The 16,565-nt window shown below is 67.3% G+C and carries 13 protein-coding genes; 7 read left to right on the plus strand and 6 right to left on the minus strand.

The features are described 5' to 3' along the window. Positions 1 to 404: 404 nt before the first annotated feature. Complete coding sequence (locus tag QZM15_RS31815) at positions 405 to 1,418, minus strand: LacI family DNA-binding transcriptional regulator (protein ID WP_226224218.1); 1,014 nt, start codon at positions 1,416 to 1,418, stop codon at positions 405 to 407. Positions 1,419 to 1,653: 235 nt separating this feature from the next. Between QZM15_RS31815 and QZM15_RS31820 the strand changes: the two genes are divergently transcribed. The 6 genes from QZM15_RS31820 (at position 1,654) to QZM15_RS31845 (ending at position 9,274) form a co-directional block, all read left to right on the plus strand. Further along, complete coding sequence (locus tag QZM15_RS31820) at positions 1,654 to 2,808, plus strand: ABC transporter ATP-binding protein (protein ID WP_302107889.1); 1,155 nt, start codon at positions 1,654 to 1,656, stop codon at positions 2,806 to 2,808. Between the two features lie 63 nt (positions 2,809 to 2,871). Beyond that, positions 2,872 to 4,110, plus strand: a complete 1,239-nt coding sequence (locus tag QZM15_RS31825; RefSeq protein ID WP_302107890.1) for an ABC transporter substrate-binding protein — start codon at positions 2,872 to 2,874, stop codon at positions 4,108 to 4,110. 82 nt (positions 4,111 to 4,192) lie between these two features. After that, entirely contained in the window at positions 4,193 to 5,110 is a 918-nt protein-coding gene (locus tag QZM15_RS31830) for a carbohydrate ABC transporter permease (protein ID WP_059577685.1), read from the plus strand. A gap of 9 nt (positions 5,111 to 5,119) precedes the next feature. Continuing rightward, positions 5,120 to 5,971, plus strand: coding sequence for a carbohydrate ABC transporter permease (locus tag QZM15_RS31835; protein ID WP_059577686.1), 852 nt, complete (start codon positions 5,120 to 5,122; stop codon positions 5,969 to 5,971). Between the two features lie 32 nt (positions 5,972 to 6,003). Then, positions 6,004 to 7,974, plus strand: a complete 1,971-nt coding sequence (locus QZM15_RS31840) for a beta-galactosidase (protein ID WP_302107891.1) — start codon at positions 6,004 to 6,006, stop codon at positions 7,972 to 7,974. A 4-nt stretch (positions 7,975 to 7,978) separates the two neighbouring features. Then, entirely contained in the window at positions 7,979 to 9,274 is a 1,296-nt protein-coding gene (locus tag QZM15_RS31845; RefSeq protein ID WP_302107892.1) for a sugar efflux transporter, read from the plus strand. A gap of 43 nt (positions 9,275 to 9,317) precedes the next feature. Here the strand turns inward: QZM15_RS31845 and QZM15_RS31850 are convergent, their stop codons facing one another. The 3 genes from QZM15_RS31850 to QZM15_RS31860 form a co-directional block, all read right to left on the minus strand. Further along, positions 9,318 to 10,481, minus strand: coding sequence for an arabinogalactan endo-1,4-beta-galactosidase (locus QZM15_RS31850; protein ID WP_059578019.1), 1,164 nt, complete (start codon positions 10,479 to 10,481; stop codon positions 9,318 to 9,320). A gap of 298 nt (positions 10,482 to 10,779) precedes the next feature. After that, on the minus strand, positions 10,780 to 10,950 hold the full coding sequence (locus tag QZM15_RS31855) for a hypothetical protein (RefSeq protein WP_167351632.1): 171 nt from the start codon (positions 10,948 to 10,950) through the stop codon (positions 10,780 to 10,782). Positions 10,951 to 11,124: 174 nt separating this feature from the next. Beyond that, on the minus strand, positions 11,125 to 12,036 hold the full coding sequence (locus QZM15_RS31860; protein ID WP_302107893.1) for a DUF72 domain-containing protein: 912 nt from the start codon (positions 12,034 to 12,036) through the stop codon (positions 11,125 to 11,127). A gap of 410 nt (positions 12,037 to 12,446) precedes the next feature. Here QZM15_RS31860 and QZM15_RS31865 point away from each other — a divergent pair, with 410 nt between their 5' ends. Continuing rightward, positions 12,447 to 14,621 (plus strand): TonB-dependent siderophore receptor, encoded by a 2,175-nt coding sequence (locus tag QZM15_RS31865; protein WP_302107894.1) that lies wholly within the window; start codon positions 12,447 to 12,449, stop codon positions 14,619 to 14,621. 22 nt (positions 14,622 to 14,643) lie between these two features. On the opposite strand, the gene QZM15_RS31870 is transcribed toward QZM15_RS31865, so the two are convergent. After that, the gene (locus QZM15_RS31870; protein ID WP_226224232.1) at positions 14,644 to 15,459 is read right to left on the minus strand and encodes a response regulator; all 816 of its coding nucleotides are present in this window, start codon (positions 15,457 to 15,459) and stop codon (positions 14,644 to 14,646) included. Further along, complete coding sequence (locus QZM15_RS31875; RefSeq protein WP_302107895.1) at positions 15,435 to 15,986, minus strand: hypothetical protein; 552 nt, start codon at positions 15,984 to 15,986, stop codon at positions 15,435 to 15,437. The genes QZM15_RS31870 and QZM15_RS31875 overlap by 25 nt, the downstream gene beginning before the upstream one ends. Positions 15,987 to 16,565: the final 579 nt, after the last annotated feature.

Consider the following 16,565-nt stretch of genomic DNA (forward strand, 5'->3'; position numbering starts at 1 on the left):
GTCACCGTTCCTTTCTTCAGTTCGTCGATGCACGTGATGCCCGCGCGCCGTTTCGGCCGCAGGAATTTCGGCACCGTGCTCGCCTGGTCAGCACGAACACACCGTTGGCCACCGCCGGCGCGATCGGCGGCACGCCGGCGTCGCTCAACCCGGTCGGCCGAGCGTCGAATCGCGCGGCGTCGGTGACGCGTCCTTTTGTGTTTCGGGGAACTCCGGCATCGGATGCGGCCATCCCGCACTTCCCGATCTCTTCCCGTCCGCATCGGTTTGCCGCCCGTCGAAGGTCGCGATGTGCCGCTTTCCGCCGTCGTGGTCGAATGAGAGAACGGAACCCGCGCGACCGACGCCACGTCGTTCATTCCCGACGCATACGCCGCATGCACAAGCGCGTGCGTATCGAACCGTCAGTCCGGCGCCGTCCCGGTCGATTCGCGCACGACGAGCTCGGGCGCGCCGATCGTATGCACGGCCACGGCCGGCTCGATTCCGTCGATCATGTCGAGCGTCAGCGCGATCGCCCGCGCGGCGATCTGCGCGGTCGGGAACCGCACCGTGGTCAGCGCGGGACGGAACTGGTGGGCGAGCTGGATATCGGTCATGCCGACGACCGACAGATCGGCCGGCACGCGCAGGCCGAGATCGGCGGCGGCCTGCATCGCGCCGATCGCCATCAGGTCGTTGGTCGCGAACAGCGCGGTGAGGCCAGGCTGCTGCCGCAGCAACGCGGCGGCCGCTTCGTAGCCGCCTTCGATCGAGTCGTGCGCCGATACGGTCGTCAGCGCATTCGCGGGGTGGCCGCGTGCCGCGAGTTCGTCGGCGAAACCGCGCAGCCGCACCGACTGCGGACCGCCCGACCCCTTGCCGACGAGCGCGCCGAACGCGCGATGTCGCAGCCCGGACAGATGCGCGGCCGCCAGCGCGCCCGCCGCCGCGAAATCGACGGTCACGCACGGCAGCGAACGCGACGCATGCACGTGTTCCCACATGCACAGCACGATCGATGCGCCGTGACGCGCGATGTCGGCGAGTTCGGCTTCGGCGAGATCGGTGTTCATCACGATCGCACCGGCCGCGAGCGTCCCCGCGATCCGCTCGAGGTAGTTGCGGGTGATCGCCGGATCGTCGTCGGTATTGGACACGAGCAGGTAATGGCCGCGCTTGCGCGCCTCGCGCTCGGCTGCCAGCACGAATTCCGGATAGAACGGGTTCGTGATGTTCGACAGCATCAGCGCGAGCGTCGACGTGCGGCCCTCGGCGAGCGCGCGCGCGGTCAGGTTCGGCCGGTAGCCGAGTTCGCGGATCGCCGCCATCACGCGTTCGACGGTCGCCGGCTTCACCTTCTGCGGATTGCGCAGCACGTTCGAGACGGTCGCCGCCGTGACGTTCGCGCGCTGCGCGACTTGCGCGAGCGTCACCATGCGCGGCCTCCGATCGGCCGGCTGGCGTGATGCAGCGGAAGTGAAGCGGGAGAGTGTCTGCTCATATTCTGGGAGTGCGTCCCACAAGTTGCACGGCGGTAGCCGATACGCTAATTTCTCGATACATCAGAGGAAGGAGACGACATGGTACGGCGAAGCGGGCGAATCGCGCCATCAAAATTTAAGCGTTTAAATTTTCCGATCCGATGCGTGTGACGGACGACAGGAGAGCGCGATGACCGCCATTTCAATGAAGGACGTCTCGAAGCGCTACGGCGACCATGCGCCGGTGCTGCGCGACGTGAACCTCGAGATCGCGTCGCACGAATTCTGCGTGTTTCTCGGTCCGTCGGGCTGCGGAAAATCCACGCTGTTGCGGATGATCGCCGGGCTCGAGGACGTGACCGAGGGCGAGCTGCGGATCGGCGGCGCGCGGATGAACGACACGCCGCCCGCGGCGCGCGGCGTCGCGATGGTGTTCCAGAGCTATGCGCTGTTTCCGCACATGACCGTGTTCGACAACATCGGTTTCGGGTTGCGGATCGCCGGCACGCCGAAGGACGAGATCCGCCGCCGCGTGACCGAGGCCGCGCGTGTGCTGCAGCTCGAAGCGCTGCTCGATCGCAAGCCGAAGGCATTGTCCGGCGGGCAGCGCCAGCGCGTCGCGATCGGCCGTGCGATCGTGCGCGAACCGCGCGTGTTTCTGTTCGACGAGCCGCTGTCGAATCTCGACGCGACGCTGCGCGGCCAGACGCGGGTCGAAATCGCGCGGCTGCACGCGCGCTTCACGCAATCGAGTTCGGTCTACGTCACGCACGACCAGATCGAGGCGATGACGCTGGCCGACCGGATCGTGCTGCTGCATGCGGGCGACGACGTCGCGCGCTTCGGCAGCATCGCGCAGGCCGGTGCGCCGCTCGAGCTGTATCACCGGCCGGCCAACCGCTTCGTCGCGGGCTTCATCGGCTCGCCGCGGATGAACTTCCTGCCGGCAGTCGTCGACGCGGGCGAGGTGCACGGCTGCCGGCTGACGCTGGAAGGCACCGGCGAAACGCTGACGCTGCGCGATCGCGCGTTGCCGCGCCACGTCGGCCGCGGTGCGCGCGTGACGCTCGGGATTCGTCCCGAGCACCTGCTGCTCGCCGCGTCCGGCGATGCCGGCTTGCCGTCGATCGTGCGCGACATCGCGCTCGTCGAGCAGCTCGGCGAAGCCGCATACGTGCATCTCGACCAGCCCGACGGTGTGCCGCTACTCGCTAAATTGCCGGGGCAGGCCGCGTTGCGGCGCGGCGAACGGCATGCGTTTCTCCTGCCGCCGTCGAGTTGCCATCTGTTCGACGAAGCCGGCATCGCGTTGCCGGCCCTTCACGCCGAAGCGGCGTTCGCGTAGCGGCGCCATGCCGACCGGCCGCGTGCGACGCGGCATTCAACACACCAATATCAGGAGACAACGATGAGATTTCGTGCGAGCCGACTGCTGCTTGCCCTGACGACTGCCGCGGCGTGCGCCGCGGGCGCGGCCGACGCGGGCACGCTGAAAGTGAACGTCGCCGCGCGCGGCAACCAGCGCGCGACGTGGCAGGCCGCGTTCGACCAGTTCCGCAAGGCGAATCCGGATATCGACCTGAAGGTCAGCTACGTCGGCGAGGAGGCGTACAAGGTGCAGATGTCCGGCTGGCTCGCGACCGATCCGCCGGACGTGCTGAGCTGGAATAACGGCGAGCGGCTCGCGTATTTCGCGAAGCGTGGGCTGATCGAGGACCTGAGCGCGGACTGGCGGAAGAACGGCTGGAACGACACGTATGCGTCCGTCAGGCAGTCGTCGACCTACGGCGGCAAGCTCTACAGTTTGCCGCTCGGCTATGACGCGTACGGGCTGTTCTATCGCAAGGACCTGTTCGAGAAGGCCGGCATTCACGGCGAGCCGGCCGACTGGCCGCAGTTTCTCGACGCGTGCCGCAAGCTGAAGGCGGCCGGCATCGCGCCGATCGCGGTGGCCGCGCGCGATGCATGGACCCTCGCCGCGTGGTTCGACTACCTCGACCTGCGGATCAACGGCTATGCGTTCCACCAGAAGCTGATGGCCGGCGACGTCGCCTATACCGATCCGCGCGTGCGGGCCGTGTACGCAGCATGGAAGAAGCTGATCGACGACAAGTATTTCATCGACAACGCATTGTCCTACGACGTCGATTCGCTGAGCCCGTTGATCGTCAACGGTCAGGCCGCGATGACGCTGATGGGCACCTGGTATTCGGCAGGACTGCTGAGCGCGACGCGCAACCCGATCAGCTTCTTCCGCTTTCCGGTGATCGACGCGTCGGTGCCGCTTGCCGAGGACGGCCCGGTCAACGTGCTGATCGTGCCGGCGAAAGCGCACAACAAGGCCGATGCGCGACGCTTCCTCGCGTTCATGGGGCAGCCGGCGGTCAGCGGCGAGTTCGCGAAAGGGATGGGGCAACTGCCGTCGAACAACAAGGCGCCGGAGCCGCAGGACCCGATCTCGAAGATCGGATTCCATACGCTCGCGACGACGCCGGGCGGCATCGCGCAGTTCTACGATCGCGACATGACGAAGGAAATGGCGGACGAGGGGATGAAGGCGATGCAGCAGTTCCTGTCCGATCCGACGCAGCTCGATGCGATCCTGCAGCGCCTCGAGCAGACCCGCAAGCGCATCTACCGGAAGTAATGCGCCGCGCGGCCGGGCCGGCGGGGATGTCGGCCCGGTGCTGCGTCGTCACCGTCACGTTCGTTTCATCGAAGGTCATCTCATGTCAACCAGCCTGTCCGAAAGCGCCGCGCGCCGCGATGCCGGCCCACGGCGGCCTGCGCGCGCGTCGCTCGCGCGGCGGCGCAATCGCGCGGCCCTGTGGTTCGTGCTGCCGGGTTTCGCGCTCTTCACCGTGTTCGTGCTGTACCCGATCGTCAGCAGCATCTGGCTGAGCTTCCATCAGTGGGACGGGATGACGCCGATGACGTTCGCCGGACTCGACAACTATCGCGAGCTGCTGCAGTCCGATACGTTCACCGTCGCGCTGAAGAACAACGTGTTGTGGCTCGCGCTGTTCCTCGCCGCGCCGCCGCTCGGCCTCGCGCTCGCGCTGTACCTGAACCAGAACGTGTTCGGCATCCGGCTCGTGAAGTCGCTGTTCTTCGCGCCGTTCGTGCTGCCGGGCGTCGTCGTCGGCCTCGTGTTCTCGTGGTTCTACGACCCGACGTTCGGGCTGCTGAAGCTGATCGTCGGGCACGGGATCCCGGTGCTCGGCGATCCGCGCTATGCGACCTACGGTGTGATCGTCGCCGCGCTGTGGCCGCAGATCCCGTTCTGCATGATCCTGTACCTGACCGGGCTCACCGGCATCAACGGCGAGATCGTCGAAGCGGCGCGGATGGAAGGCGCGCGCGGCTTCACACTGCTGTGGCACGTGATCCTGCCGCAACTGCGGCCCGCGACGTTCATGGCGGTCGTGCTGACCGTGATCGGCGCGCTGCGCAGCTTCGACCTGATCTCGGTGATGACGGGCGGCGGCCCGTTCGACAGCTCGACCGTGCTCGCGTACTTCATGGTCGACCAGGCGATCAAGTACTACCGCGAAGGCTATTCGGCCGCGATCGCCGTCGTGCTGTTCGCGATCATGCTCGTCTATATCGTGTGGCAGCTGCGCAAGCTGGTGCGCGTCGAATCGTAAGGATCGCAAATGTATCCGATGCCCGTGTCCCGCTGGGGACGTCCCGCCCGCCTGCTGTACCGGCTGTCGCTGCCGTGTGCGCTCGCGCTGTGGCTCGTGCCGCTGCTCGCGGTGCTCGTCACGTCGATCCGCTCCACCGACGAGATCATGGCCGGTCATTACTGGAGCTGGCCGAAGCAGTTCGCGCTCGTCGACAACTACGGCGCCGCGCTCACGCAGACGCCGATGCTCCACTACTTCGCGAACAGCCTCCTGATCACGGTGCCGTCGGTCGCCGCGTCGATCCTGCTCGCGTCGCTCGCCGGGCACGCGCTCGCGAACTACCGGTTCCGCGGCAATCTCGTGCTGCTCGGGCTGTTCGTCGCCGGCAACTTCGTGCCGATCCAGATCCTGATGATCCCGGTGCGGCAGATCATGCTCGCCGTCGGCCTGTACAACACCGTATGGGCGCTCGTGCTGTTCCACACCGCGTTCCAGACCGGCTTCTGCACGCTGTTCCTGCGCAACTTCATCCGCGAGCTGCCGTTCGAGCTGATCGAGGCCGCGCGCGTCGAGGGCGCGTCCGAGTGGGCAATCTACTGGCGCGTCGTGCTGCCGCTCGTGCGGCCCGCGCTCGCGGCGCTCGCGATCCTCGTGTTCACGTTCGTGTGGAACGACTACTTCTGGGCACTGTGCCTCACGCAAGGCGACGACGCGGCGCCGATCACCGTCGGCGTCGCCGCGCTGAAAGGGCAGTGGACGACCGCCTGGAACATCGTGTCGGCAGGCTCCGTGCTCGCCGCGCTACCGTCGGTGCTGATGTTCTTCGCGATGCAGAAGCACTTCGTCGCAGGGCTCACGTTCGGCGCGACCAAGGGCTGACCCGTCCATCCTCTTTCTCCAAGGAATCCACGATGCACCTCGGCGTTTGCTACTACCCCGAACACTGGCCGCGCGAACAATGGGATCGCGATGCGCGGCGCATGGCCGAACTGGGCCTGACGCGCGTGCGGATCGCCGAATTCGCGTGGAGCCGGATGGAGCCGGAGCCCGGCCGCTACGACTGGGCATGGCTCGACGACGCGATCGACACGCTCGCACGCCAGCAGTTGAAGATCGTACTCGGCACGCCGACCGCCGCGCCGCCGAAGTGGCTCGTCGATCGTCATCCGGAGATTCTGCCGGTGGGTGTCGATGGCGCGGTGTGGCAGTTCGGCTCGCGTCGCCATTACGACATCGCGAGCCCCGTGTATCGCGAGCACTGCGTGCGCATCGCCGACGCGATGGCGCGGCGCTACGGCGCGCATCCGGCGGTGATCGCGTGGCAGACCGACAACGAACTCGGCTGTCACAACACGTTGCCGAGCTATACACAGGCGGCACTCCAGGGTTTCCGCACGTGGCTCGCCACGCGTCATGGCGATATCGACGCGCTGAACCGCGCGTGGGGCAACGTGTTCTGGAGCATGGAATATCGCGGCTTCGACGAGATCGAACTGCCGCGTCATACGCCGACCGACGCGAATCCCGCCCACCTGCTCGACTTCCGGCGCTATCAGTCCGACGAGGTCGCGCGGTTTCATGCCGCGCAGGTCGACGCGATCCGTCCGCACGCGCCGGGTCGCGACGTGCTGCATAACTTCATGGGTTTTTTCGCCGAGTTCGATCATTACGCGTTCGCACGCGGCGGCCTCGACGTCGCCGCGTGGGACAGCTATCCGGTGCCGCGCACTGAAGTGCTGCCGCTCGATGAAGCGGACAAGCAACGCTGGGCCCGCACCGGGCATCCGGACGTGTCGGCGTTCTCGCACGACCTGTATCGCGGGGTCGGCAACGGCCGGATGTGGGTGATGGAACAGCAGGCGGGGCCCGTCAACTGGGGGCCTTACAACCCGGTGCCGCACGCGGGCGCGGTGCGGCTGTGGACGTGGGAAGCGTTTGCGCACGGCGCGGAGCTCGTGTCGTATTTCCGGTGGCGGCAGTATCCGCATGCGCAGGAGCAACTGCATTCGGGACTCAACGCGCCGGACGACCGGCTGTCGCCGGGCGGTCACGAAGTGGCGCGCGTCGCACGCGAGATCGCCGCGCTGGATCCCGCGCTCGTCGCCGGCGAGCGTGACACGGCCCGCGTCGCGTTGCTGTTCGACTACGAGGCCGACTGGATGATCCGGATCCAGCCGCACGGCGCCGATTTCGACTATCAACAGCACGTGTTCGACTGGTATCGCGCGCTGCGCGAGCTGGGCCTCGACGTCGATATCGTCGCGGCTGGCGCCGACGTGTCGCGTTATGCGCTCGTCGTCGCGCCGACGCTGCCGGTCGTCACGGATCGCATCGTCGAGCAGGCCGCGAGCGGACACGCCCACTGGCTGTTCGGGCCGCGCACGGGTTCGCGCACCGCGGAATTCGCGATCGCGCCGGGTCTCGCACCCGGCAAGCTGCGCAACGTGCTGCCGGTGCGGATTGGCCAGGTCGAGTCGCTGCGGCCGTCGCTCGCGCCGCGTGTGTCGTTCGACGGCGTCGATGGTCATGCGCTGAAATGGCGCGATCACGTCGATATGGACGCGGCGCCGGGCGTCGACGTACTGGCCGCATGCGACGACGGTGTGCCGGCGCTCGTGCGGCGCGCTCACGTGACGATGGCGACTGCCTGTTTCGATCGGACGCTGTTGCGCGCGATCGTTGCCCGCTGCGCACGCGATGCGGGGTTGCAAGCGTACGCGCTGCCGGACGGTGTGCGGTTGCGTCGACGCGGGCGCGTCACGTTCGCGTTCAACTACGGTGACACGCCATGCATGCTGCCCGCGCCGGGCGGTGCGCGCTTCGTGCTCGGCAGCCGCGACCTCGGCGCGGTCGACGTGGCCGCCTGGGTCGAGCCGGACTGACGCGATGCAGTCGTTGCGGTCGCCGCGGTTGCATGTCGCGCGCCTTGCGGGAATCGCGTACTTCGTGCCGCTTTCCGCGGCGGCGCTGATGCTCGGCGTCGCGATGTCGTTCACCGCGCCGTACCTGTCGCTGTTCGGCGTCGAGGCGGCGGGGATGTCGCCGTTTCTGGCCGGCGTCTTCCTGACGATGATCGCGGCGAGCGGCGTCGTCGCGAGCACGTGGGCCGGACGCTGGTCCGACCGTCGCGACCGGCACCGGCCGCTGCTCGTGGTGTCGCTCGCGGCTGCCGCGCTCGGCTTTGCGCTGCTGTGCGTGCTGCGCGCGCATGGGCCGGTGATCGCCGCCGGCACGATCCTGCTCGGCGCGGGCGCCGTGTCGCTGTCGCAGATCTTCTCGTTCGCACGCGCGGTGCTGCCCGTCGCCGACGATGCACAGCGCGAGCTTGCATCGGCCGCGCTGCGCACGATGCTGTCGATCGCGTGGGTGTTCGGTCCCGCGCTCGGTGCGCTGATGCTCGCGCAGACGGGTTTTACCGGACTCTTTCTTGCGGCTTCCGCGGGCTTCGTCGCATGCGCGGCGATCGTCGCGCGGATTCCGGAGCCGGCGCGGCGGCCCGCGGCCGAGCGCGTGCGGGCAATGGATCGCGCCGGGCCACCGCGTGACGATGCGCGTGCGGCGATGGCCGCCGCGCCGCGCGCCAGCGTGCTGCGCACCCTCGTCGCGCTCACGCTGATCGGGCTCGCGGCGAACGCGACGATGATCGTGCTGCCGCTCTATATCGTGCGCGCGCTCGGCGGCACGCCGGCGAACGTGTCGGCCGCGCTCGGGCTGGCCGCGCTGCTCGAGATTCCGATGATGCTGTGGCTCGGCATGCGCTCGACGCGCCTCGACAAGGCGCGCTGGCTGACCGCGTGCGCGCTCGTGCATGCCGCATATTTCATCGGGCTCGCGGCGGTGACGCGCGCGAACCTGATCCTGCCGCTGCAACTGCTGAGCGCATGCGTGGTCGCGATCACGTCGTGTCTCGGGATGACGCGCGTGTGCGACCTGATGCCCACGCGCCCCGGCACCGCGACCGCGATGTTCTTCAGCACGGCGCGGGTCGGCTCGATCGCATCGGGGGTGCTGTCGGGCGCGTGCGTCGATCTGTTTGGCTATCGCGCGACGTTCGCCGGATGCTGCGGGCTCGCGCTCGTGGCGTGCGCGCTGCTCGCCGTGGATGCGTACGGCGAGCGGGGCGGCGCCGACGGTGAGAGCGGTACGGGCAGTGCGCGCCGCGGCTTCGATTCACCGCACTGACGCGGCATGCGCCGGTGCGGTGAAGCAGCGATGCCGTGACGCGTCAGCGCTGCCGGAACGCGTCGAGCGACGGCAGTGCGTGACCGTGGAAATCGAACAGCGTGTTGTTGTCCCATTGGTCGCCCGCACCGAGCTTCCAGCCGACACCCGGCGTCGGAATCCATTCCGGCTCCCACCAGAATACGCCCTTGCCGCGATTGCCCGGCACGCCCTTCACGATATCGACGACCGCCGCGAGGAATTGTGCCTGGCCGGCCGGCGACGGCGGGAAGGTCGTCGATCCGGTGTTCGTCATCGCGTTCGGCTCCGAATCGCCGTCGCTCGTGGTCCACGGATAGGCGGTCTCCACGACGATCAGTTCCTTGTCGTAACGCACCGCGAGATCGTTCGCGTTGTTGCGCAGATCGTCGAGCGCGCCTTGCCATTGCGGGTAGTACGACAGGCCGATCACGTCGAACGCGACGCCGCGCTGCGTCGCGCTGTCGAACCACCAGCGGCTCTTGCCGTTGTCGCCGCCGCTGTCGATGTGCAGCATCACCTTGATGCGCGGATCGACGGCCTTCACCGCGTCGTGGCCGGTTTTCAGCAACTGCGCGAGGTTGTCCCACTGGTCGTAGCGGCCGAGCGGCCACAGCATGCCGCCCGTGATCTCGTTGCCGATCTGCACCCACTCCGGGCGCACGCCGGCGCGTTGCAGCCGGCGCAGCACGTCGGTCGTGTACGCCGACAGCAGCGCGCAGGTTTCGGTCAGGCTCTTGCCGGCCCATGCATGCGGCGGATACTGCTTGCCGGGGTCGGCCCACCAGTCGCTGTAGTGGAAGTCGATCAGGATGCGCATGCCGAGCGCGGCTGCGCGCTGCGCGAGCGCAACGGCGTGCGCGGCATTGTTGTAGCCCGCTGCAGCGCTCTGGTTCGCGGGGAAGAAATCCGGATTGCCGGGATCGTTCCAGACCTTGATCCGGATCGAGTCGACGCCGTGCGCGCGGAGAATCTTCAGGCAGTCGCGCGGCGCGCCGCCGCGGTCGAAGAAGGCCGCGCCATGCGCTTCGAGTTCCGGCAACGTCGAGATGTCGGCCCCCATCGCGAATGGGCTCGCCGCCGCACGGCGCGGGGCGGGTTGTGCGAAGGCGGGCAGCGGGCCAGCCAGGTCGAGGCACGCAAGCGCCGCGCTCGACATGCTCCAGCGCAGCATCGATCGTCTGTTCATCGTCATCCTCCATGTGATGGACCCCCGTCGGACGCGGGGTCGGCTTCTGGGTGTTTAAGCGCTTAAATTTTGACCCGCGATACGAGGTCGAATGGAGCGTAGCGCACCTGTCGCCGCCGATGCAAAGAACGCACGCGCTGCCTACTATCTGGCGCGCGCCGTCGCGCACCGCGCCTCATCGCACCGCGGCCCGACGCATGGAACGCTTGGCGCGGACGCGGCCGTCGGCGTGCATCCGGCACCGCACCGCGGTCAGCGTGGTCACCGCGATCAGCGAGCGCGTGGCATGCGCGCCGCGCTACGACCGGTCGCGATTCCGGGCGCGCGTCGCGCCCGTGATGACCGCGATGCCGAACAGGATGACGGCCACGATCTCGATGACGTACTGCGCGACATGCAGCGTCATCAAACCCCAGGCGACGCCGCCGATGAAAATGATCCATCCCACCAGATAGATAAGCAGGGTCATCGCTTTTCTCCTTGCAGTGTTGGCCCATGGCGCCGGTTACCGGTCATGCAAGATTTACCGGGCGCACACGGCGGGCGCGATGAAGGGCGCGAGCCGGGAGAACCGGAGCATATTGCGCGCCTGCCCGCGCGGTGCCCGGACGGCATGCCCGATGCCCGCGGCGCGCCGAGCATTTCATTCGATTACCGCATCATGCGCATGCAGCCCGAGCTGCGCCATCAGCCGCCCGGCATCGAACGGCGCTTGCGTTTTCGTGTCGTTGTCGAAATAACAGTACACGTCGCGCGTCTGCGCACGCGGCGGTTGCAGCGCCGGTGCGGCGAGACGCGCATCGTCGGGCTGGGTGCCACGGCTCCACGCTTCGATTCTGCGCGCCCATCGTTCGAGCGCCGCATCGGCGTATTCGCCCGAATACTTCGTTTCGGTGCCGTGCAGCCGGATGTAGACGAACCGCGCGCTCAGATCCTCGAACTGCGGCCACGCCTCGGTCGAATCCGACACGACGAGCGCCACCTTGTGGCGGCGCAGCAGCTTCACGAATGCCGGGTCCACGAAGCTGTCGTGGCGGACTTCCACCGCATGACGCAACGGCCGCTTGCGGTCGATCCGCAAATACGGCTCGCGCACCCGCCCGTCGTGCCGGCGGGCGAGTGCGAGCGCGGCCTCCGTGTCGTGCGGCAGCAGGCTCAGGAAGCGTTCCATGTGCGCCGGGTCGAACCGCAGCGACGGCGGGAACTGCCACAGCAGCGGCCCGAGTTTCTCCTTCAGCGCGAACAAGCCCTGAGCGAAAAAATTCGCGCACGCGATCGTGGCCGTTTCGTCGCGAAAGCGGAGCATGTGCGTCAGGTAGCGCGAGCCTTTCACGCTGAATACGAATCCGGGCGGCGTATCGGCATACCAGCGCCGCCAACTGTCCGGCGCTTGCAGGCTGTAGTGCGTGCCGTTGATCTCGATCGTCTGCATCCGGCCCGACGCGTACCGCAGCTCGGCCGCCTGCTTCAGGTCGTCCGGATAGAACGTGCCCCGCCAGCCTGCGTAGCGCCAGCCCGAAATGCCGATGTGAATTTTGCCGGATGTGCGTGTCACGTCGATGCCCGGCTGCGCCGGGGTGCCTGATGCGATCGCGGCGATGCGCAAGACGCGTGCCGCGGCGCGGGCCGCCTGCGCGCGACGGGGTAGGGGTTGCGCCGGCGGCCGGTGCGGCGGGCCACCTGCGTGAACCGGCGACCGCGATGACGCCGCTGCCCGCATGATCGACAATGCGCCACTTTGAACCTGCGGGCAGTGCCGACCGGATTATTTTTTAAAGACCGCGCCACGTTCGGCCGGTATGATCGCTGCGCTCGCGAACGACGCGATCGGCCGGTGCTTGCCGTGCGACGCGGCAGCGTCATCGCGAGCACGACAATCACGACATCATCGGGCGGCCCTCCGGCGACATACGGTCCGCCGATCCGGCAGAACGGGCCAACCCAGCACGACGGAGTATCGACACGATGTGGACGGAGACAGGAGCGCGGCGGCGCGCGCGGGCGATCGCGGCCGGCGGGGCATTGTGCGTGGCCGCCGCGGGCGGCGCGCATGCGCAGGCATCGGCGCCGGGCGCGGCGGCGGCCGTGCTGCCGGCCATCGACGTGCGAGGGCCGACGGACGCTTCGTCCGTCGGGCTCGTCGGGCGGCGCACCGCCACCGGCACGAAGACCGACACGCCGATCGACGAGATTCCGCAAACGATCAACCTCGTGACCGCGCAACAGATCGACATGACCGGCGCGGCCGACCTGAACCAGGCGTTGCGCTACGTGCCGGGTTTCGCGACGTTCGGCGCCGACAGCCGCACCGACTGGTATGCGGCATTGCGCGGCTTCACGCCGACGCTGTACGTCGACGGGCTGCCGGCGCCGGACACGGCCGTGATCGCGAACTGGCGGGTCGATCCGTACACGGTCGACTCGATCGCGGTGCTGCGCGGGCCGACGTCGGTGCTGTACGGCGCGGGCGAGCCGGGCGCGATCGTCGATGCGCACACGAAGCTGGCCAACGGCGAGCGCGTGCGCGAAGCCGGCGTGCAGATCGGCAACGATGCGCGCAAGCAGGCCATGCTCGACGTCGGCGACAGGCTCGACCCGGACGGCAAGTATGCGTACCGGTTCGTCGGCGTCGCGCGCGACGGCAATGCGGTGACCGGCCCGAACGGCGACCGGCGCGTCGCGCTCGCGCCGTCGTTGCGCTGGCGGCCGAACGCCGACACGTCGCTGACGTTCTCCGCGACGTTCCTGCAGGATAGCGGCGACATCTCGTCGAACTTCCTGCCCGCGTCGGGCACGGTGCTGCCGAACCCGAACGGCCGCCTGTCGCAGGACCTCTACATGGGCGACCCGTCGTTCAACGACTATCGCAAGAAGCAATGGTCGCTCGGCTACGCGCTGGAACACCGCGTGAACGCGATGTGGACGCTGCATCAGGACGTGCGCTGGTCGCACCTGTCGCTCGACGACGCGACGGTGTTCGGCAACGGCCTCGCGCCGCGCAGCACGACGAACATGATGCGTTTCGCGGGGCTGTTCCAGCTCAACTACAGCCGGCTCGACGTCGACAATCACGCGCAGGCGCGCTTCGGCACGGGGCCGCTCGAACACACGCTGCTGTTCGGCGTGCAATTCGACCGGCAGACGACGACCAACAGCGTATGGCTCGCGCTCGCCCCGTCGCTCGACCTGTATCACCCCGTCTATCGGCCGGTGACGGCCGCGATCTTCGCCGGGCCGACGTCGCTCGGCCACGTCGATCAGTACACGGCGATGAACTCGGTTGGCGTGTACGCGCAGGACCAGATCCGCTGGCGGCGCTGGACGCTGACGCTCGGCGGCCGCGAGGATTTCGTGAATGCGCGCTTCGACGACCGCACCGCCGGCACGCATGCCCAGCAGGACGTCAGTGCGTTCTCCGGGCGCGTCGGGCTCACCTATCGCGGCGACGCCGGGTTGTCGCCGTACGTCAGCTATTCGACGTCGTTCGATCCGGTCATCGGCGTGCGGATGTTCGGCGGCGGCCTGCCGAAGCCGACGCGCGGCGCGCAGACGGAGGCCGGGCTGCGCTGGGAGCCGCCCGGCCGGAACCTGATGCTGAATGCGGCCGTGTATCAGATCGACCAGACCAACGTCGTGACGCCGACGCCGGTGAATCTCGACCCGACCGCCACGACGTCGGTGCAGACCGGCAAGGTGCGCTCGCGCGGCATCGAGCTGAGCGCGGTCGGCAAGGTGACGCGCGAGCTGTCGATCGTCGCGTCGTATGCGTATCAGGACGTCAAGAACGTGCAGGCGAACGACGCGTCGCTGAACCACTGGCCGGTGTCCGTGCCGCTGCCGCGGCAGATGGCGTCGATGTGGGCCGACTGGACCTGGCGCACGGGCGCGCTGGCGGGCTTCGGCGTCGGCGGCGGCGTGCGCTACCAGAGCGCGTCGGCCGGCGCACCCGACAATTCGCTGACGGTGCCGAGCGCGACGCTTTACGACCTCGCGATCCATTACGACCTGCCGCGCTGGCGTTTCGCGGTGAACGTCGCGAACCTGTTCGACCGGCGCTACGTGAGCGGCTGCCAGTCGTACGCCGTATGCGTGTTCGGCAACGAGCGGACCGTGCTGGCCAGCGCGAAATACAACTGGTAGGCGTGACCGTGCCGCATCGGGCCTACGCGCGGCGTTGCGGCTGCCGGGTAGCGGCGCGCGCGCCCGTATCGCGCTGGCGCCGCCATTCCGTTGGCGTGATGCCGAACCGTTCGCGGAACGCGGTCGCGAAATTGGCCGGCGTGGAAAAGCCGATTTCCTTCGCGATGCTGGCGATGCTGAGCGTGGTCGAATCCAGCAGATCCTGCGCGATGCGCAGCCGTTCGTAGCGCAGATATTCGAACACCGTCTGGCCGAGATTGTCGCGAAACGCACGCGACAGGCGCTTCTCGTGCGTGCCGACCGCGCGCGCCAGTTCCTCCACCGTCGGCGGATCGTTCAGCCGGCGCGACAGGTGGCGAATGGCCGCGCGCACGATGATGTCGTCGTCCTTGCCGCCGGCGAACGGGTTTTCCGCCGGTTCCGGGTCGGCCGGCCGTTCGCGTCGCGTCCGCGAGAGCTGCACGCGAATCCGCGCGATCACCTCCGCTGGCTCGAACGGCTTCACCACGTAGTCGACGCCGCCGATCTCGAGCCCCTCGAGCCGCTCGTGCAATGCGCCGGCCACGGTCAGGAAGATGACGGGGATCGCGTACGTCAGCGGATCGGCGGCCAGCAGGCGGCACGCGGTGAAGCCGTCCATGCGCGGCATGCGCACGTCCATCAGGATCAGGTCGGGCCTCAGCGCCTGCGCGCGCTGGCACGCCTGCGCGCCATCGAATGCGATGCTGATCCGGCATCCCGTGCTGCGCAGGATGTCGGTCAGCAACCGGAGCTGGTCGGGTTGATCGTCGACGATCAGGATATGCGCGTCGCTCAATGCGGAGATCGATGAAGGCATCGTGCACCTGTGGTGAAAAGGCGGTTGGCTGCGTTTCCGCGGGTGGCCTGCCCGGTGCGGAGGAAACGTCGGAGCCCGCTCTGTGGCGATGCATCCGTCGCATCGCACGCTCGCATCGATTCCGGCACGGGCGGACCCGCGCGGCACGCAACCGTTCGACGTATCGCGCGGCGTTCGTCGTCTGGATCGCCGAGCCGGTCGGGACGCGAGGGATTGCCGTGCTCGCGTCGAGAATGGCCGCGGCTGCCGGAATCGGTGCGAGCGGAATTGTAGGAGCATATTTCGAATCCGGCCAGCCATGGCGGCGCCATTCTCGCAATTCCTCCTTTTCGATTATCGAAAATGGCGGTTTTCGACAAGAAACATGAAGCCTCGATGCGCGTCGCGCCTCGTGGTTTACGCGTATTTTTCGTCGCGAATGCGCAGCTGCGGCCGGCTTGTCGATTGTCTATTTCAGAAAAAACATCATTTGAATCCGCTTGGGCAAAGTATTTATCCGCTCGATAAAAGATCTGGATTAATTGCATCGTCGCGAAATCGTTTGCGGAATGAGCGTATTTAGTCTAACTTATTGAATATTTTGAATTTTACAATCTATAAAGAATGCCGCCTTTAATAATTCAGGCACGTGTCTCATAATTCGTCCGAACTTTGAATGACGGGTGGAGCAGGGCAGCGCAAGCGGTGACGGACGTTGCCCGACCCGGGGGGCTGCGCATCGATTGATGACGGTCCAGGCAAGTGCTCGCCGCACGGCAATGAAACTCCGGTTTCCGGAGATGAAATAAAAGAAGCGGGGTAGGTCGCGGTCAGCGCGGCAAAAAATCGGAGATGTCACGACGGCGGATTGAATCTCGGGATTCAGTCGGGGAAAAGCTCGTCCACAATAATCAATATGTATTCCTGATGAAGTTGTCGAATTAACGGAACGGAACATCGATCCGGCGTCATGCCCGGGGCCCTCGAACGCCCTGCCGAAACGGGTGCTCGATACGCATCGTGTCGACATGGCCAGCCCGGCGGCGGAATCCGTTTCAGAACCGAAGTCGCAATCGAAGTCGAAGCTGTCAATAAAAGTAAGTAGTCCGTATTCAAACCAGACGCTA

It is taken from the genome of Burkholderia sp. AU44665 (genome assembly GCF_030504405.1).
Taxonomy (GTDB): Bacteria; Pseudomonadota; Gammaproteobacteria; order Burkholderiales; family Burkholderiaceae; genus Burkholderia; species Burkholderia semiarida.